Below are 15,521 nucleotides of genomic sequence, written 5' to 3'. Positions count from 1 at the left end.
TAAAGCCATGCCCCGAGTCGACGGCCCGGCCAGTGACCTCCTGCTCAAGGCAGGACGCTTCTTCACCAGGTGGGATGAGACCGACGACGGTCGCGCGGTCTTCCGCAAGGGCGGTCGGGCCGGCGACGTCTTCTATCGCGACCGCTGGAGCCACGACAAGGTGGTCCGGTCCACCCACGGGGTGAACTGCACCGGGTCGTGCTCGTGGAAGGTGTACGTCAAGGACGGCATCATCACCTGGGAGACCCAGCAGACCGACTATCCCTCGGTCGGCCCCGACCGGCCCGAGTACGAACCCCGCGGCTGCCCTCGCGGCGCGGCCTTCTCCTGGTACACCTACTCCCCCACCCGGGTCCGCTACCCCTACGTCCGCGGCGTGCTGCTCGATCTCTTCCGCGAGGCCAAGAGGCGCACCGGCGGGGACCCGGTCGAGGCCTGGGCCGACATCCAGGCCGACCCCGAGCGCCGCCGCCGCTACCAGCAGGCCCGCGGCAAGGGCGGTCTCGTACGGGCGAGCTGGGACGAGGCGCTCGAGCTCGCCGCCGCCGCACAGGTCCACACCATCAAGACCCACGGCCCCGACCGCAACATCGGCTTCTCGCCGATCCCGGCGATGTCGATGGTCTCCCACTGCGTCGGCACCCGCTACACCCAGCTGATCGGCGGGGTGATGACCAGCTTCTACGACTGGTACGCCGACCTCCCCGTCGCCTCACCCCAGGTCTTCGGCGACCAGACCGACGTACCGGAGTCGGGCGACTGGTGGGACTCGACCTACCTGATGATGTGGGGCTCCAACGTGCCGGTCACCCGCACCCCGGACGCGCACTGGATGGCCGAGGTCCGCTACCGCGGCACCAAGGTGGTCACGGTCAGCCCCGACTTCGCCGACAACACCAAGTTCGCCGACGAGTGGCTGCCCGCCCAGGCCGGCACCGACGCGGCGCTCGCGATGGCGATGGGTCACGTGATCCTGCGCGAGTTCTTCGTCGAGAAGCAGACCCCGTTCTTCGAGGACTACGTCCGCACCTACACCGACCTGCCGCATCTGGTCCGCCTGGAGGAGAAGGACGGGGCGTACGTCCCCGGGAAGTTCCTCACCGCCGCCGAGCTCGACGCCCTCGGCCCCGAGCACGGCCCACCCGAGGACCGCTGGAAGACGGTCCTGCTCGACGAGCGCACGGGCCAGCCGGTCGTCCCCAACGGGTCGATGGGTTTTCGCTACGCCGACTCCGGGGTGGGCAGATGGAACCTCGACCTGGACGGCGTACGTCCCACACTGACCCTCCACGAGGACGGCGAGCCCGTCGAGGTGCTGCTGCCCGCGTTCACCAGCGCCGACGGCGCCGGCGAGGTGCTGCGCCGCGGGGTGCCCACGACCCGGGTCGGTGGCCACCTGGTGACGACCGTGTTCGACCTGATGCTCGCCCAGTACGGGGTCGCCCGCGTGGGGCTGCCCGGCGTGTGGCCCGACGGCTACGAGGACCCGGAGGTGCCCTACACCCCGGCCTGGCAGGCGGAGATCACCTCGGTGCCGGCCGAGGCGTGCCTGCGGATCGCGCGCGAGTTCGCCACCAACGCCGAGGAGTCCCAGGGCCGGTCGATGATCATCCTGGGTGCCGGCGTGTGCCAGTGGTTCCACGGCGACACGATCTACCGCTCCATCCTGTCCCTGCTGATCCTCACCGGCTGCATGGGCCGCAACGGCGGCGGCTGGGCGCACTACGTCGGCCAGGAGAAGTGCCGCCCGATCACCGGCTGGATCTCGCTGGCCAACGGCCTCGACTGGTCCCGTCCGCCGCGGACGATGACCGGCACCTCGTTCTGGTACATGCACACCGGGCAGTGGCGCAACGACGGCTACAGCGCCGACTCGCTCGCCTCGCCGCTGGCCGAGGGACACCTGCGTGGCCACACCGCCGACGTGATCGCCGCCTCCGCGGCGAAGGGCTGGATGCCCTTCTACCCGCAGTTCGACCGCAACTCGCTCGATGTCGCCGACGAGGCGACGAAGGCGGTCGCCGCCGGCTACGTCGAGAACCCCGCCGCGTACGTCTCGACCGCCCTGGCCGAGGGCACCCTCCAGCCTGCCATCGCCGACATCGACGCACCCAGCGCGTGGCCGCGCACGCTGGTGCTGTGGCGCTCGAACCTGCTCGGCTCGTCGGCCAAGGGCAACGAGTACTTCCTGCGGACCCTGCTCGGCACCCACCACAACGTCCTCGGCACCGAGAACCCGAACACCCCGCGCCCGAGCAGCGTGCGATGGCACGACCAGCAGCCCGAAGGGAAGCTCGACCTGCTGGTCTCGGCCGACTTCCGGATGACCTCCACGACGCTGCTCTCCGACGTCGTCCTCCCGGCGGCGACCTGGTACGAGAAGCACGATCTCTCCTCCACCGACATGCACCCGTTCGTGCACGCCTTCACTCCAGCGATCGACCCGCCCTGGGAGGCACGCACCGACTTCGACCTCTTCCACGGGCTGGCCGAGAAGCTCTCCGAGCTGGCGCGGAAGCATCTCGGCACCCGCCAGGACATCGTCAGCCTCCCGCTCCAGCACGACACCCCTGGCCAGACCCCGGCCGACCCCGACCGCACCCGGCCGGTGATCGCCGTGGTCGAACGCGACTACACCGCGATCGCCGACAAGCTCGCCTCGGTCGGACCGCTGGCCGACACCCTCGGGTTCACGGTCAAGAACGTCACCTACCGGCTCGAGGAGCAGGTCGCGAAGCTCGCCGCGCAGACCGGCGTGATGCCGAGCGGTCCGGCGGAGGGACGCCCCGCGATCGACACCGACGAGAAGATGGCCGAGGCGATCCTGCTCTTCTCCGGCACCACCAACGGCGAGCTCGCCGTCCAGGGCTTCAAGACCCTCGAACAACGGGTGGGCAAGCCCCTCGCCGACCTCGCCGAGGGCTCGGAGGAGAAGCGGATCACCTTCGCCCAGACGCAGTCTGCGCCGGTCCCGGTGATCACCTCACCGGAGTGGTCCGGCTCGGAGACCGGCGGGCGCCGCTACGCCCCGTTCACGGTCAACATCGAGCGTCTCAAGCCGTTCCACACGCTCACCGGGCGGATGCACTTCTACCTCGACCACGACTGGCTCACCGACATCGGCGAGGCGATGCCGCTCTACCGCCCGCCGCTGGACATGCACCGGCTCTTCGGTGAGCCCCGGATCGGCGCGGACGGCTCCGCGCAGGTCACCGTCCGCTACCTGACGCCCCACTCGAAGTGGTCGATCCATTCCGAGTACCAGGACAACCTCTTCATGCTGTCCCTCTCCCGCGGCGGTCCCACGGTCTGGATGTCGCCGCAGGACGCCGAGGCGATCGACGTACGCGACAACGACTGGGTCGAGGCCACCAACGCCAACGGCGTCGTGGTCGCCCGCGCGGTCGTCTCCCACCGGATGCCCGAGGGCGTGGTCTACATGCACCACGCCCAGGACCGCACCATCGACGTACCGAAGTCGGAGGCCACCGGCAGACGCGGCGGCATCCACAACTCCGCGACCCGGCTGCTGGTCAAGCCCAGCCACCTGATCGGCGGCTACGCGCAGCTCTCCTACACGTTCAACTACCTCGGCCCGACCGGCAACCAGCGAGACATGGTTGCCACCGTCCGCAAGCGTTCGCAGGAGGTGACCTACTGATGCGCGTGATGGCTCAGATGGCGATGGTGATGAACCTCGACAAGTGCATCGGCTGCCATACCTGCTCGGTGACGTGCAAGCAGGCATGGACCAACCGAGCCGGCACCGAGTACGTCTGGTTCAACAACGTCGAGACCCGCCCCGGTCAGGGCTACCCCCGCCGCTACGAGGACCAGGAGCGATGGCGCGGCGGCTGGACCCTGGACAAGAGGGGCAACCTGCGCCTCAAGGCCGGCGGACGCGTCAAGAAGCTGCTCACCATCTTCTCCAGCCCCGTCCAGCCCGAGCTCGAGGACTACTACGAGCCCTGGACCTACGACTACCAGACCCTCATCGACGCTCCGCTCGGCGACGACTTCCCGGTTGCTCGCCCGAAGAGCCTGATCACCGGAGAGGACACCAAGATCACCTGGTCGGCCAACTGGGACGACAACCTCGGCGGCTCGATGGAGCACGGACACCTCGACCCGATCGTGGCGAAGATCCGCGAGGAGTCGAACGAGCGGATCAGGTTCGAGCTCGAGCAGACCTTCATGTTCTACCTGCCGCGCATCTGCGAGCACTGCCTCAACCCCTCGTGCATGGCCTCGTGCCCCTCCGGCGCGATCTACAAGCGCGAGGAGGACGGCATCGTCCTCGTCGACCAGGACCGCTGCCGCGGCTGGCGCCAGTGCGTCACCGGCTGTCCCTACAAGAAGATCTACTTCAACCACCGCTCGGGCAAGGCCGAGAAGTGCACGCTCTGCTACCCGCGCGTCGAGGTGGGGCTGCCGACGGTGTGCGCGGAGACCTGCGTCGGGCGGCTGCGCTACCTCGGCCTGATCCTCTACGACGCCGACGCGGTCACCGCCGCCGCCTCGACCCAGTCCGAGGAGGACCTCTACGCCGCCCAGCTGGCCGTCATCCTCGACCCGAAGGACCCCGAGGTCATCGCCGAGGCCAGGAAGCAGGCCATTCCCGAGGACTGGCTCGATGCCGCCCGCCGCTCACCGGTCTACGCGCTGATCAAGGACTACCGGGTCGCGCTGCCGCTGCATCCGGAGTACCGGACGATGCCGATGGTCTGGTACGTCCCGCCGCTCTCGCCGGTCGTCGACCTCCTCAAGGAGCAGGGCCACGACGCCGAGGCCGCGCCCAACCTCTTCGGCGCGATCGACTCGCTCCGGATCCCGGTCGAGTATCTGGCCGAGCTGTTCACCGCCGGCGACACCGCCGTCGTCGACCTCGTCCTCAAGAAGCTGGCCGCGATGCGGGCCTACATGCGCGACGTCACCCTCGGCCGTGACCCGGACGGCTCGATCCCGGAGTCCGTGGGGATGAGCGAGGAGGAGGTCTACGAGATGTACCGCCTGCTCGGCATCGCCAAGTACGAGGAGAGATACGTCATCCCCACCGCCCACGCCGAACAGGCCCACGACCTCGAGGAGATGGGCTGCTCCCTCGACTTCGACGACGGCCCCGGAATGTACGATTCCGGCCCCCTCGGCGAAGCCAGCGGACGTCCCGTCCCGGTGGCCGTGGAGACCTACCACGCGCTCAAGCAGCGCCAGACCACCGACTCCGCGGCCTCCGACGACACCCTGCGCGGCCGGGTCAACCTGCTCAACTGGGACGGCAACGGGACGCCCCAGGGGCTGTTCCCCGACCGGACGGAGGAACAGTCATGAGACGGCGTACCCAGGACTGGCGGGTCGTCCACCAGGTAGCGGCCTGGTGCCTCGGCTACCCTGACGACGAGCTGATCGCGAAGCTCCCGCTGCTGCGCGGCGCGCTCGCGGAGCAGCCCGGCTCCGAGCCGGTCGACCTGCTCCGCGGCTTCGTCGACACCCTGGCACGACAGGACCCGCACGCCCTCCAGCACGTCTACGTCGAGCTCTTCGACCTCCACCGCCGCCAGACGCTGCACCTGTCCTACTGGCGCGACGGTGACACCCGGCGCCGCGGCGAGTCGCTCGCGGACTTCAAGACCCGTCTGCGCGACGGCACCACGAAGGGCGACGGCTGGGTCGTCGACACCCACGGGGAGCTCCCCGACCACCTGCCGATGGTGCTGGAGTACGCCGCCCTGGCCGACCCCGAGGGCGGGCGGCGGCTGCTCATCGAGAACCGGTCGGCGCTCGAGCTGATCCGGCTCGCCCTCCTCGAGCGGGGTTCCGCGTACGCCGACGTGCTCGCCGCCGTCTGCGCGACGCTGCCGGGGCCCTCGGCACGTGACCGGCGCGAGGCCCTCGCCATGGCGCAGGCCGGACCGCCCGCGGAGTCGGTCGGGCTCGACATGCTCCCGTTCCCGACCACCCGGCCGGGATCCGCGGCCACCATGATGGGAGCCCGCTGATGACCGGGTCCTCGGGATGGGACGTGGTGCTGTGGGGCGTCCTTCCCTACCTGGCCCTCGCTGTCCTCGTGGTCGGCACCTGGTGGCGCTACCGCTATGACAAGTTCGGCTGGACGACCCGGTCCTCCCAGCTCTACGAGTCACGGCTGCTGCGGATCGGCTCGCCGCTGTTCCACTTCGGCATCCTCGTGGTCATCGTCGGCCACGCCGCCGGGCTGCTCGTCCCCGCCTCCTGGACCGAGGCGCTGGGGATCTCCGAGGACGTCTACCACGGCAACGCGCTCTTCTGGGGCCTGATCGCCGGCGTCTGCACTCTGGCCGGTCTGGTCCTGCTGGTCTACCGGCGGCGTACGACCGGACCGGTCTTCATGGCCACCACCAAGAACGACAAGGTCATGTACGTCGTCCTGGTGGCCGCGATCGTCCTGGGCCTGTGGACCACCGTGGTCGCCCTCGCCGCGGGACACGAGGCGCACGACTACCGCGAGACCGTCTCGCCCTGGTTCCGCTCGCTGTTCGTCCTGCAGCCCGACGTGGAGGCGATGGCCGCCGCGCCCATCCAGTTCCACGTCCACGTGCTCGTCGGGCTGCTGCTCTTCACGATCTGGCCGTTCACGCGGCTGGTGCACGCCTTCACCGCACCGGTGCACTACCTGTTCCGTCCCTACATCGTCTATCGCAGCCGCGACGCGGCCCCGCAACCCAGCTCACGACCCGACCGTCCGGGCTGGTCACCTGTCGGCACCACCGACCGAAACCGAGGACGTGCTCGATGAGCGACCGGACGAAGAACCTCGTGCTGGCGACCTGGACATTCACGATCACCTTCTGGGCCTGGAACATGATCGCCCCGCTCGGCATCCGCTACGCCGACGAGCTCGGCCTCGACTCCACCCAGAAGTCGGTGCTGGTCGCGATCCCGGTGCTCGTCGGGTCGCTCGGCCGGATCCCGGCGGGTGCGCTCACCGACCGCTTCGGTGCCCGGCTGATGTTCCCGGCGCTCACCGTGCTCACCATTCCCGCCGTGCTGCTGGTGGCGCTCGCGGGCAGCCAGAACTCCTATCCCTTGCTGCTGGTGTGCGGGTTCTTCCTCGGTGTCGCGGGCACGACCTTCGCCGTCGGCATCCCGTTCCTCAACGCCTGGTTCCCGCCGGAGCGGCGAGGGTTCGCGACCGGCGTGTTCGGCGCCGGCATGGGGGGCACGGCGCTCTCGGCGTACTTCACCTCGCGGTTCGTCCTCTGGTTCGGCTACGTCACCACGCACGTCATCATCGCGGTCGCGCTGGCGGTCACGGCGGTGGTCGTCTGGCTCTTCCTGCGTGACTCCTCGACCTGGGAGCCGCAGCGCGAACCGTTCGTCCCCAAGATCCTCGGAGCCGCCCGGCTGCCGATCACCTGGGAGATGGCCTTCCTGTACGCCGCGTGCTTCGGCGGCTTCGTCGCCTTCTCGACCTACCTGCCGACCTATCTCCACGACGTCTACGCCTTCGGTCTGGCCGAGGCGGGCACCCGCACCGCCGGCTTCGCCGTCGCCGCCGTCATCTGCCGACCGCTCGGCGGCATCCTCGCCGACCGGATCGGTCCACGGAAGGTGCTGTTCATCTCGTTCCTGGGCGCCATGGTGATGGCCGCCATCCTCGCCACCCGACCCGCCCTGGAGTGGCGCGCCGGGCTGTCGTTCGTGCTGATCGCCGGCTTCATGGGCCTGGGCAGCGGGGCGGTCTTCACCTGGGTGGCCCAGCTGACGCCACCGCAACGGGTGGGCTCGGTGACCGGCATCGTCGGCGCCGCGGGCGGCCTGGGTGGCTTCTTCCCGCCGCTGGTCATGGGGGCGACGTACAACGAGGTCCAGCACAGCTACACCACCGGCCTCATCCTGCTCGCCGTGGTGACCGGGCTCGCGCTGATCCTCACCGAGTTCCTGATCGTGCCGAAGCGTACGACCGAATAACGGAACCCCGGAGGGCGCCCGGGACTTCGTTAGGTTAGCCTCACCTCATGCTTCCTGCGCTCTCCGGTCACGACCTGGTGCTCGGCTACGCCCGTGCCACCGTCGTCCATGGAGTCTCGATCGGTCTCGAGCCGGGGCGGGTCACCGCGCTCATCGGGCCGAACGGCTCGGGAAAGTCGACCGTGCTGCGGTCCCTGGCCCGGTTGCACAAGGTGACCTCCGGCTCGGTCGCCCTCGACGGCGACGACAGCGCTCCCCTGGCCGCCCGCGAGTTCGCGCGCAGGGTGACGCTGCTGTCCCAGTCGCGGCCGCACCCCTCAGGCCTGACCGTCCGCGACGTCGTGGGGTTCGGCCGCCACCCTCACCGGCGGCGCTTCGCCTCCCTGACCGAGGACGACCTGGCGAGCATCGACCGGGCGATGGAGCTGACCGGCACGGCGCCGATGGCGGACCGTCCGGTCGACCAGCTCTCCGGTGGCGAGCTGCAGCGCGTCTGGCTGGCCAGCTGCCTGGCCCAGGACACCGGCGTACTGCTGCTCGATGAGCCCACCAACCATCTCGACCTGCGCTACCAGGTCGAGATCTTGGACCTGGTCCGCGACCTCGCGGACCACCACGGGACGGCCATCGGCGTCGTCCTGCACGACCTGAACCAGACCGCCGCCGTGGCGGACCAGGTCGTACTGCTGCACCACGGCGTTGTGCACGCCACCGGCGAACCCGCTGACGTGCTCACCGCCGAACACCTCTCCGAGGTGTACGGGCTCCCGATCGAGGTGACCTCCGATCTGGAGTCCGGGCGCGTCCGGGTCGAGCCACGCGGCAGGCATCACGCCCGGCGCTGACGCCGGTGGACACGAAGAGGAATCATGAATCGACGTACGACGACGGCTGCCCTGGCGACAGCCGGCGCAGCGCTGCTGCTCGCCGCGTGTGGCCAGACCACCACCGCCGCCGAGACCGACGAGCCCGCGCAGAAGGCCTCGGCGGGCTGCGAGGGGGTCGAGACCTCGACCGGTGCGGTCAGCCTGACCGACGCCTTCGGCAACAAGGTCGAGCTGGACAAGCCCGCCGAGCGGGTCGCGGTCCTGGAGTGGCAGCAGACCGAGGACCTGCTGAGCCTCTGCGTGGACCCGGTCGCCGTGGCCGACCCCAAGGGCTACAACACCTGGGACACCGCCGAGAAGCTGGACGATGGCGCCACCGACGTCGGCACCCGCGGTGAGCCGAACCTGGAGACGCTCTTCGGCACCAACCCGGACCTGATCGTCGTCGAGGCCTACACCGCCGAGGACGAGATCCTCAAGCAGCTCGCCAAGTACGACGTCCCCGTGCTCGCCACCAAGGGCGCCGACGCCAAGGACCCCGTCGCCAACATGGTGACCACCTTCGAGATGATCGCCGAGGCCACCGGCCGCGAGGAGCAGGCGGAGGCCGTGGTCGGCGAGTTCGAGGACAAGCTCGCCGAGTCGAAGAAGGCGCTCGCCGACGCCGATGTCGCCGGCACCGAGTTCGTCTACTTCGACGGCTGGATCGACGGCGCCAACGTGGCGATCCGCCCCTTCGGCCAGGGCTCGCTGATCGGTGAGCTCGGCGAAGAGCTCGGCCTGAAGAACGCCTGGACCGGCGAGGTCGACCCCGCGTACGGCCTCGGGCAGACCGACATCGAGGGCATGACCACCCTCGGCGAGGCCACCTTCTTCTACACCGGCACCGTCGACCCCGTCGGCGACGTCAACGCCGAGCTCGCGAAGAACAAGGTCTGGAAGTCCATCCCCGCGGTCAGCGAGGGCCGCTCCCACGCCTTCCCCGCCGCCATCTGGACCTTCGGTGGCCCGCGGTCGGCGGAGCAGATCCTCGACGCGTACGTCGACCTGCTCACCAAGTGACCGATGCCGTCAAGGCCCCGCGAGCGGGTGCAGGAGGCGCGTCAGTCGTCCTCCTGTGCCTGCTCGTCGGGCTGCTTCTCGCTGCCGGGTGGCACCTCACCCAGGGCACCTCGGGGGTAGGTCCTGCCGACTTCCTCGACGCACTGCTCGGACGTGAGCAGGCGCACGGCGCGACCGCGTCGACGATGGAGATCATCACCGGTTCGCGGATCCCCCGGCTCGCCGCGGGCGTCGCGGTCGGGTTCGCCCTCGGCGTCGCGGGCGTGCTCCTGCAGTCGCTGGCCCGCAACGCGATGGCTTCTCCGGACACCCTGGCCGTGACCGGAGGGGCGTACTTCGCGGTCACGCTGGTCGCCGCTTTCGGGCTCTCGGTCCCGCTGTGGGCCTCGGGCATCACGGCTTTCCTCGGCGGCCTCGCGGCCGCCGGGCTCGTGCTCGCACTGGCCGGGGGCGCCGGTACGTCGACGACCCGGCTCATCCTGGCCGGCTCGGCGGTGGCGCTCGCGCTCCAGGCCGGCACCTCGACCCTGCTCATCCTCTACTCCGAGGAGACCACGAGCCTGTTCGCCTGGGGCAGCGGCTCGCTGAGCCAGCTCGGGCTGCGGGCCTTCTGGCAGGTGGCACCGGTGGTCGTGGTGGCGACCGTCTGCGCCCTGATGCTCGCGCGCCGCCTCGACCTGCTCGCGGCCGGGGACGACGCGGCCTCGGTCCTCGGCGTCCCGGTCCGCTCCACCCGGGCGATCGGGACCGTCCTCGCCGTCGTGCTCACCTCGGCGTCGGTGACGCTGGCCGGGCCGATCGGCTTCGTCGGTCTGTGCGCCCCGGTGCTCGTCCGCCTGCTCGGCCGGATCGTCCCCGCACTCCACCGGCACGCGGTGCTGCTGCCGGCCTCCGGGCTCGTGGGTGCTCTCGTCGTCGTCGGTGCGGACGTGCTCGTCCGGGCCGTGCTCGGCGCCGACGAGGCCATGTCCGTGCCCACCGGCGTGACCACGACGATCGCCGGCGCGATCGTGATGGTGATCCTCGCCCGTGGCGGACGCGACAGCGGCCCCACCCGGCGGCCGCCGGGCGCCACCGTCACCATCCGCAGCCGGGTCCGGTTCCTGGTGGTGCTCGTCCTGCTGCTCGCCCTGACCGTCGGAGCCACCGTCGTCGGCCTGCTGGCCGGCCACCAGTGGCTCTACACCGGCGACATCGCCGCCTGGCTGCAGGGCGAGGGGATCCCACTGGTCCAGTTCGCCCTCGACGAGCGGGCGCCACGTGTCGGCGCCGCCGTCCTCGCCGGCGGAGCGCTCGCCCTGGCGGGCACCTTCGTCCAGGCCACCTGCCGCAACCCGCTGGCCGAGCCCGGGATCCTCGGCATCACCGGTGGCGCCGGGGTCGGCGCGGTCGTCGTGGTGACCGGGCTCTCCTCCGGGTGGAGCAGCGAGTCCTCGGCCGCAGCCTCGACGACGACCATGCTCATCGCGGCGACCCTCGGAGCGCTGATCGCCTTCGGGCTCGTCTACGGCCTGGCCTGGCGCGGCGGGATCGACACCGACCGGCTGGTGCTCATCGGCATCGGGGTCTGGTACGGATCAGCCTCGCTGAGCACCTTCCTGCTGGTGCGCTCCAACCCGTGGGACACCCCGCGGATCTACACCTGGCTGTCCGGTTCGACCTACGGTCGCAGCTGGGAGCAGGTCGTCCCGGTCGCGGTCGCGCTGGCTCTCGCGATCCCGGTCGCCTTCATGGTGCGCCGCGAGCTCGACCTGCTCACCCTGGACGACGACACCCCACGCCTGGTCGGGGTCTCCTCGGAGCGGGTGCGGCTGCTGATCCTGCTCACCGCCGCGGTGCTCACCGCGATGGCCGTCTCCGCCGTCGGTGTCGTCGGCTTCGTCGGCCTGGTCGCACCGCACATCGCGCGTGCCCTCGTCGGCGGGCGCAGCGCGCGGGTCGTACCGGTCGCCATCCTGGTCGGGGCGCTGCTCCTCGTGGTCGCCGACGCCATCGGCCGCACCGCGATCAGCCCCGCCCAGATCCCCGCGGGCCTCGTCGTCGCGCTGATCGGCGCGCCGTACTTCATCTTCCTGCTGGCCCGCTCCCGCCCCTGACCCGATGCCGAGTCGGCTCGTCCTGACGCGCCGACTCGGCAGGATTCTCGGTCAGGACGGGCCGAGTCGGGGCCAGGTGACCTCGATGCGAGCCCCGCCGCCGTCGGCGTCGGAGATCCTGACCGACCCTCCGTGGGCCTTCGTGAGGCCGCCGACGATGTAGAGGCCCAGGCCCGAGCCGCCGCGGGCGCCGTGCTTCCAGAACTTGGTGAACACGCGCTGGCGCAGCTCGGCCGGGATGCCGTCGCCGCGGTCCTCGACGACCAGCAGGACCTGATCGGGGTCGTCCGGAGGCACACCCAGGCTCACGGTGACGACACCGTCGCCGTGACGTACGGCGTTCTCGACGAGGTTGGTGACGACCTGGGTGAACTTGTCCGGGTCGGCATGGATCTCGAGCTCGTCCTCACCGGCGGAGACGTCGAGCTCGATCGGCCGCGAGGTGGCCGAGCGCACCGACTCGACCACGCGGGTGACCAGCACCGTCGCGTCGCTGGCGCGCGGGTAGAGCTGCAGCCTGCCGGTGTCGATCCGGGCGACGTCGAGGAGCTCGGCGATCAGCCTCGAGAGCCGGTCGGAGTCGGAGGCGACGGTCTTGAGCATCAGCTTCTTCTGATCGTCGTTGAGCCTGTCCCACCGGTTCAGGAGCGCCTGGACGAAACCCTTGACCCCGGTCAGCGGCGAGCGCAGCTCGTGGGCGACGGTGGCGACCAGGTCGGACCGCTCCCGGTCCAGCCGCTTGCGGCCCCGGCCCGAGCGCAGCGAGATCGAGACCTGGTCGACGTCGGCCTCCAGGGACGGGCGCCGGATCGTCGAGACGACCAGCACCTCGGTGCCGTCGGGCAGCAGCCAGGCCTGTTCCGGCGTACCGGTGACGGTGCGCAAGGTGTCGTAGGGCCGGTTGGCCTCGGCCCAGGTCTGGCCTTCGGTGTTGCTCAGCGTGAGTACGTCACCGAGCGGCTTCCCCAGGCTCGCGACCGGGTCCACGCCGAGCATCCGCCCGGCCAGGGTGGAGACCAGGACGACCGCGCCGTCCGCGTCGGCGACGACGACACCGTCGGGCAGGGCATCGGCGAGTTCTCGGGCGTCCACGTCGTCACCCTAGACCGAGCGAGCGCCCGGGGCCGCTACTCCGGCCGATTGCTCAGCGGCAGCGTGATCGGCGCCGGGTCGCCGGGTGAGAAGTAGATCTTGATGAAGGTGTGCACGACCTCGGGGAGCAGGTTGGAGACGAGCGGGATGTTCGGGACCGTGCTCTGGTAGGAGGTCACCAGCAGCGGCACGGCGCTCGCCCAGACCGGCGCGAGCAGCGGGTCCTTGTCGAAGGCGATCATGTCGGCGTACGCGTCCCCGATCACGTAGCGTCCCAGCGACTCCAGCTCGTGGCGCAGCAGCGGGTTGCCCTCGCCGATCACCGAGTCGAGCAGGGCCTGGGCGAGCTCGACGCCCTCCCGGGTGCCGCCGGTGGCCGGACCCATCACCTGGTCGTACTGCGCGTACGCCGCATCCCAGTCCTTCGGCAGGTACTGGTCCTGCACGCCGAGGAGATGGAGGTCGACGTTCCAGGCGTGCAGGAACGCGTCGGCGAGCTCCTTGCTCGGCGCGATGTTCCACTCGGTGAACTTCTTCATCACCCAGGTGCCGAGGATGTGGAAGGTGACCAGGATGTCGGCCTGGCTGATCGGGATCTCCTGGCTGGCGCCGACGCGTGACCAGTGCGGGGACTGCGGCAGCAGGTGGCGTACGGCGGCGTGGACCATCCGGGTCTTGACCGAGTCGACCATCAGCCGCCCGGACGCGGTCCAGCCCTGGGCATCCATCACGTCGTAGCCGAGCACGGTCGTCTTGGCGATCCGGTCACGCATGTTCGCGCCGCCGTAGGAGTAGTAGACCGACCATGCCTCGCGCTTGATCGCGCAGCTGATCAGGCCGCTGCCGAGGGTGTAGAGGAGGGCGAGGAAGAAGCCGTACCTCTCCTCGTTGAACGTGCCGGCCAGCTGCAGCTTCCCCTGGTCGGCCCAGGTCGGGAGCCGGCGGGCCTCCTCGATGAAGTCGGCCAGGTAGCCCGGCAGCCCGTCGGGAACCGGTTGGTCGTTGGTGGTCCAGCTCTTGAGGATCTCGTTGACCTCGGCGACCTTGTCGGTGCCCTCGCCGTAGAGACGCTCGATCACCGGATCGGCGCGGACGTCCCAGACGTACTCGGGATCGAGCCCCTCCCCCGTGCCCGCGATCGACGCGCTCGGCGACCACGTCCACAGCGGGAAGGTCGCGCCCGCGGCCGCCGCCGCACCGCCCGAGGCCAGCAACCGTCGTCTGCTCACGTTCGTCATGCCGTGCTCCTTCGCATCACCCAGAGAACTTCCGCGTCCCGAGTGAAACAGATTTGCCTTCCGTGTATCAGACCCTCTGGGGTATCGGGATCGGCAGTCGGGCGACCCGGACGGCCGCCGGGACGGTGGCCAGGAGCAGTGCGGTGATCACGGCGAGAGCCAGCCGTACGTCGACCCCCGCCGCCACGCCCACCAGCGGCGTGGCGAGCAGGACCGGGCCCGTCTGGGCCAGCTGGGTCAGGCTCGAGAACCGGGCGAGCATCTCCGGCGGGGTGCGGGCGACGTAGGCCGGGAAGAGGTAGGTGGTCAGCATGGTGGTGCCGACGCCGACGAGACCGATCGCGACGATCCCCGCCCAGACCTCCGTACGCAGCGCCAGCAGGACCACACCGCCGACCGCCAGCACGGGGCCGGCGACCGCGATCGGCGCGCGCGGTGCGCCCCGACGGGCGACGACCAGAGTGATCGCCAGTCCCCCGGCCACCCAGGCACCGGAGACGAGGCCGGTCTCCGCCGCCGTCCAGCCGCGTTCGCGGCCGGCGAGCGGCAGCGCGAGCATGACCAGCGGAAGGACCGAGGCGGCGAGGCCGGTGATGGCGACCAGGACCGGGACGACGCCGGACGTGCGGACCGCCGTCCTGGCGCCGTCGGCCAGGCTGCGCCAGACCGATCCCTGGCCGGACTCGGGAGCCGGCTCGTGCGGCGGCCGGATCAGGAGGAGCGCGACGAGCACCAGGGCATAGGTGGCCGCGTCCAGGCTGGCGGTCAGCGGCAGGCCACCGTGGCCGATCAGGAAGCCTCCGGCCGCGGGCCCCGCGGTGCGGGCGATCTGGTGGGCCGAACCGACCAGCGCCATCCGCCGATCCAGATCCTCGGCCCCGAACAGCCGTGGGAAGACACCTTCGGCCGGTCGCCGCAGAGCCTGGATGGTGCCCGAGAGGACACCGACCGCGACGAGCATCCACAGTCCCGCACCACCGATCGCGCCGACGGCGAACGCCGCCATGACCAGCACCATCGCGGCGTCGCACGCGGCCATCGTCCGCCGGATCCCGATCCGGTCGGCCAGCACTCCCCCGGCGAGAACGAGCACCGCCAGCGGAATGCCCTCGATCGTCAGCACCAGGCTGGCCGCGTCGGCACCGAACCCCGCTGCCGCCCAGCCGATCGCGAAGAAGGTCACCGAGTCACCGAAGACCGATGCGGTCGACGCTGCCAGCCAGGGGTGGAACCCCCGGCCTGTGGTCCCACCCACGAGC

General features: G+C 70.6%; 11 protein-coding genes. 8 read left to right on the top strand and 3 right to left on the bottom strand.

From position 1 onward, the window contains the following. Positions 1-7 precede the first annotated feature (7 nt). Genes ACIRON_RS15340 through ACIRON_RS15305 form a run of 8 tightly spaced genes read left to right on the top strand, consistent with a single transcriptional unit; the run spans position 8 to position 11,932 of the window. A complete protein-coding gene (locus tag ACIRON_RS15340) occupies positions 8-3,661 on the top strand; it encodes a nitrate reductase subunit alpha (protein ID WP_402993128.1) in 3,654 nt (1,217 codons plus the stop codon). Beyond that, complete coding sequence (gene narH / locus ACIRON_RS15335; RefSeq protein WP_402993127.1) at positions 3,661-5,328, top strand: nitrate reductase subunit beta; 1,668 nt, start codon at positions 3,661-3,663, stop codon at positions 5,326-5,328. Before ACIRON_RS15340 ends, narH begins: the two co-directional genes overlap by 1 nt. Next, positions 5,325-5,996 (top strand): nitrate reductase molybdenum cofactor assembly chaperone, encoded by a 672-nt coding sequence (narJ, locus tag ACIRON_RS15330; RefSeq protein ID WP_402993126.1) that lies wholly within the window; start codon positions 5,325-5,327, stop codon positions 5,994-5,996. The genes narH and narJ overlap by 4 nt, the downstream gene beginning before the upstream one ends. Next, positions 5,996-6,772, top strand: a complete 777-nt coding sequence (gene narI / locus ACIRON_RS15325; RefSeq protein WP_402993125.1) for a respiratory nitrate reductase subunit gamma — start codon at positions 5,996-5,998, stop codon at positions 6,770-6,772. The genes narJ and narI overlap by 1 nt, the downstream gene beginning before the upstream one ends. Beyond that, positions 6,769-7,947, top strand: a complete 1,179-nt coding sequence (locus ACIRON_RS15320; protein ID WP_402993124.1) for a nitrate/nitrite transporter — start codon at positions 6,769-6,771, stop codon at positions 7,945-7,947. The genes narI and ACIRON_RS15320 overlap by 4 nt, the downstream gene beginning before the upstream one ends. Positions 7,948-7,994: 47 nt before the next feature. After that, positions 7,995-8,792 carry an ABC transporter ATP-binding protein gene (locus tag ACIRON_RS15315; RefSeq protein WP_402993123.1) on the top strand — a complete coding sequence of 266 codons (798 nt, stop codon included), beginning with the start codon at positions 7,995-7,997 and terminating at the stop codon, positions 8,790-8,792. 24 nt (positions 8,793-8,816) lie between these two features. Further along, positions 8,817-9,836 carry an ABC transporter substrate-binding protein gene (locus ACIRON_RS15310; protein WP_402993122.1) on the top strand — a complete coding sequence of 340 codons (1,020 nt, stop codon included), beginning with the start codon at positions 8,817-8,819 and terminating at the stop codon, positions 9,834-9,836. Continuing rightward, the gene (locus tag ACIRON_RS15305; RefSeq protein ID WP_402993121.1) at positions 9,833-11,932 is read left to right on the top strand and encodes an iron ABC transporter permease; all 2,100 of its coding nucleotides are present in this window, start codon (positions 9,833-9,835) and stop codon (positions 11,930-11,932) included. The genes ACIRON_RS15310 and ACIRON_RS15305 overlap by 4 nt, the downstream gene beginning before the upstream one ends. 51 nt (positions 11,933-11,983) lie before the next feature. Here ACIRON_RS15305 and ACIRON_RS15300 read toward each other — a convergent pair whose 3' ends face one another. From ACIRON_RS15300 to ACIRON_RS15290, 3 genes are all read right to left on the bottom strand, one after another. Beyond that, a complete protein-coding gene (locus ACIRON_RS15300; RefSeq protein WP_402993120.1) occupies positions 11,984-13,024 on the bottom strand; it encodes an ATP-binding protein in 1,041 nt (346 codons plus the stop codon). A gap of 35 nt (positions 13,025-13,059) precedes the next feature. After that, positions 13,060-14,262, bottom strand: coding sequence for a DUF2236 domain-containing protein (locus ACIRON_RS15295; RefSeq protein ID WP_402993119.1), 1,203 nt, complete (start codon positions 14,260-14,262; stop codon positions 13,060-13,062). A 67-nt stretch (positions 14,263-14,329) separates the two neighbouring features. Next, positions 14,330-15,517 carry an MFS transporter gene (locus tag ACIRON_RS15290; RefSeq protein ID WP_402993118.1) on the bottom strand — a complete coding sequence of 396 codons (1,188 nt, stop codon included), beginning with the start codon at positions 15,515-15,517 and terminating at the stop codon, positions 14,330-14,332. Positions 15,518-15,521 lie beyond the last annotated feature (4 nt).

This window comes from Nocardioides sp. NPDC101246 (assembly GCF_044767415.1).
Classification (GTDB): Bacteria; Actinomycetota; Actinomycetes; order Propionibacteriales; family Nocardioidaceae; genus Nocardioides.
This window is presented reverse-complemented; position numbering and strand designations above follow the sequence as displayed.

Coding starts and splice junctions, on each gene's coding strand:
- ACIRON_RS15340 (WP_402993128.1), top strand. CDS start 8: ATGCCCCGAGTCGACGGCCCGGCCAGTGACCTCCTGCTCAAGGCAGGA.
- narH (WP_402993127.1), top strand. CDS start 3,661: ATGCGCGTGATGGCTCAGATGGCGATGGTGATGAACCTCGACAAGTGC.
- narJ (WP_402993126.1), top strand. CDS start 5,325: ATGAGACGGCGTACCCAGGACTGGCGGGTCGTCCACCAGGTAGCGGCC.
- narI (WP_402993125.1), top strand. CDS start 5,996: ATGACCGGGTCCTCGGGATGGGACGTGGTGCTGTGGGGCGTCCTTCCC.
- ACIRON_RS15320 (WP_402993124.1), top strand. CDS start 6,769: ATGAGCGACCGGACGAAGAACCTCGTGCTGGCGACCTGGACATTCACG.
- ACIRON_RS15315 (WP_402993123.1), top strand. CDS start 7,995: ATGCTTCCTGCGCTCTCCGGTCACGACCTGGTGCTCGGCTACGCCCGT.
- ACIRON_RS15310 (WP_402993122.1), top strand. CDS start 8,817: ATGAATCGACGTACGACGACGGCTGCCCTGGCGACAGCCGGCGCAGCG.
- ACIRON_RS15295 (WP_402993119.1), bottom strand. CDS start 14,262: ATGACGAACGTGAGCAGACGACGGTTGCTGGCCTCGGGCGGTGCGGCG.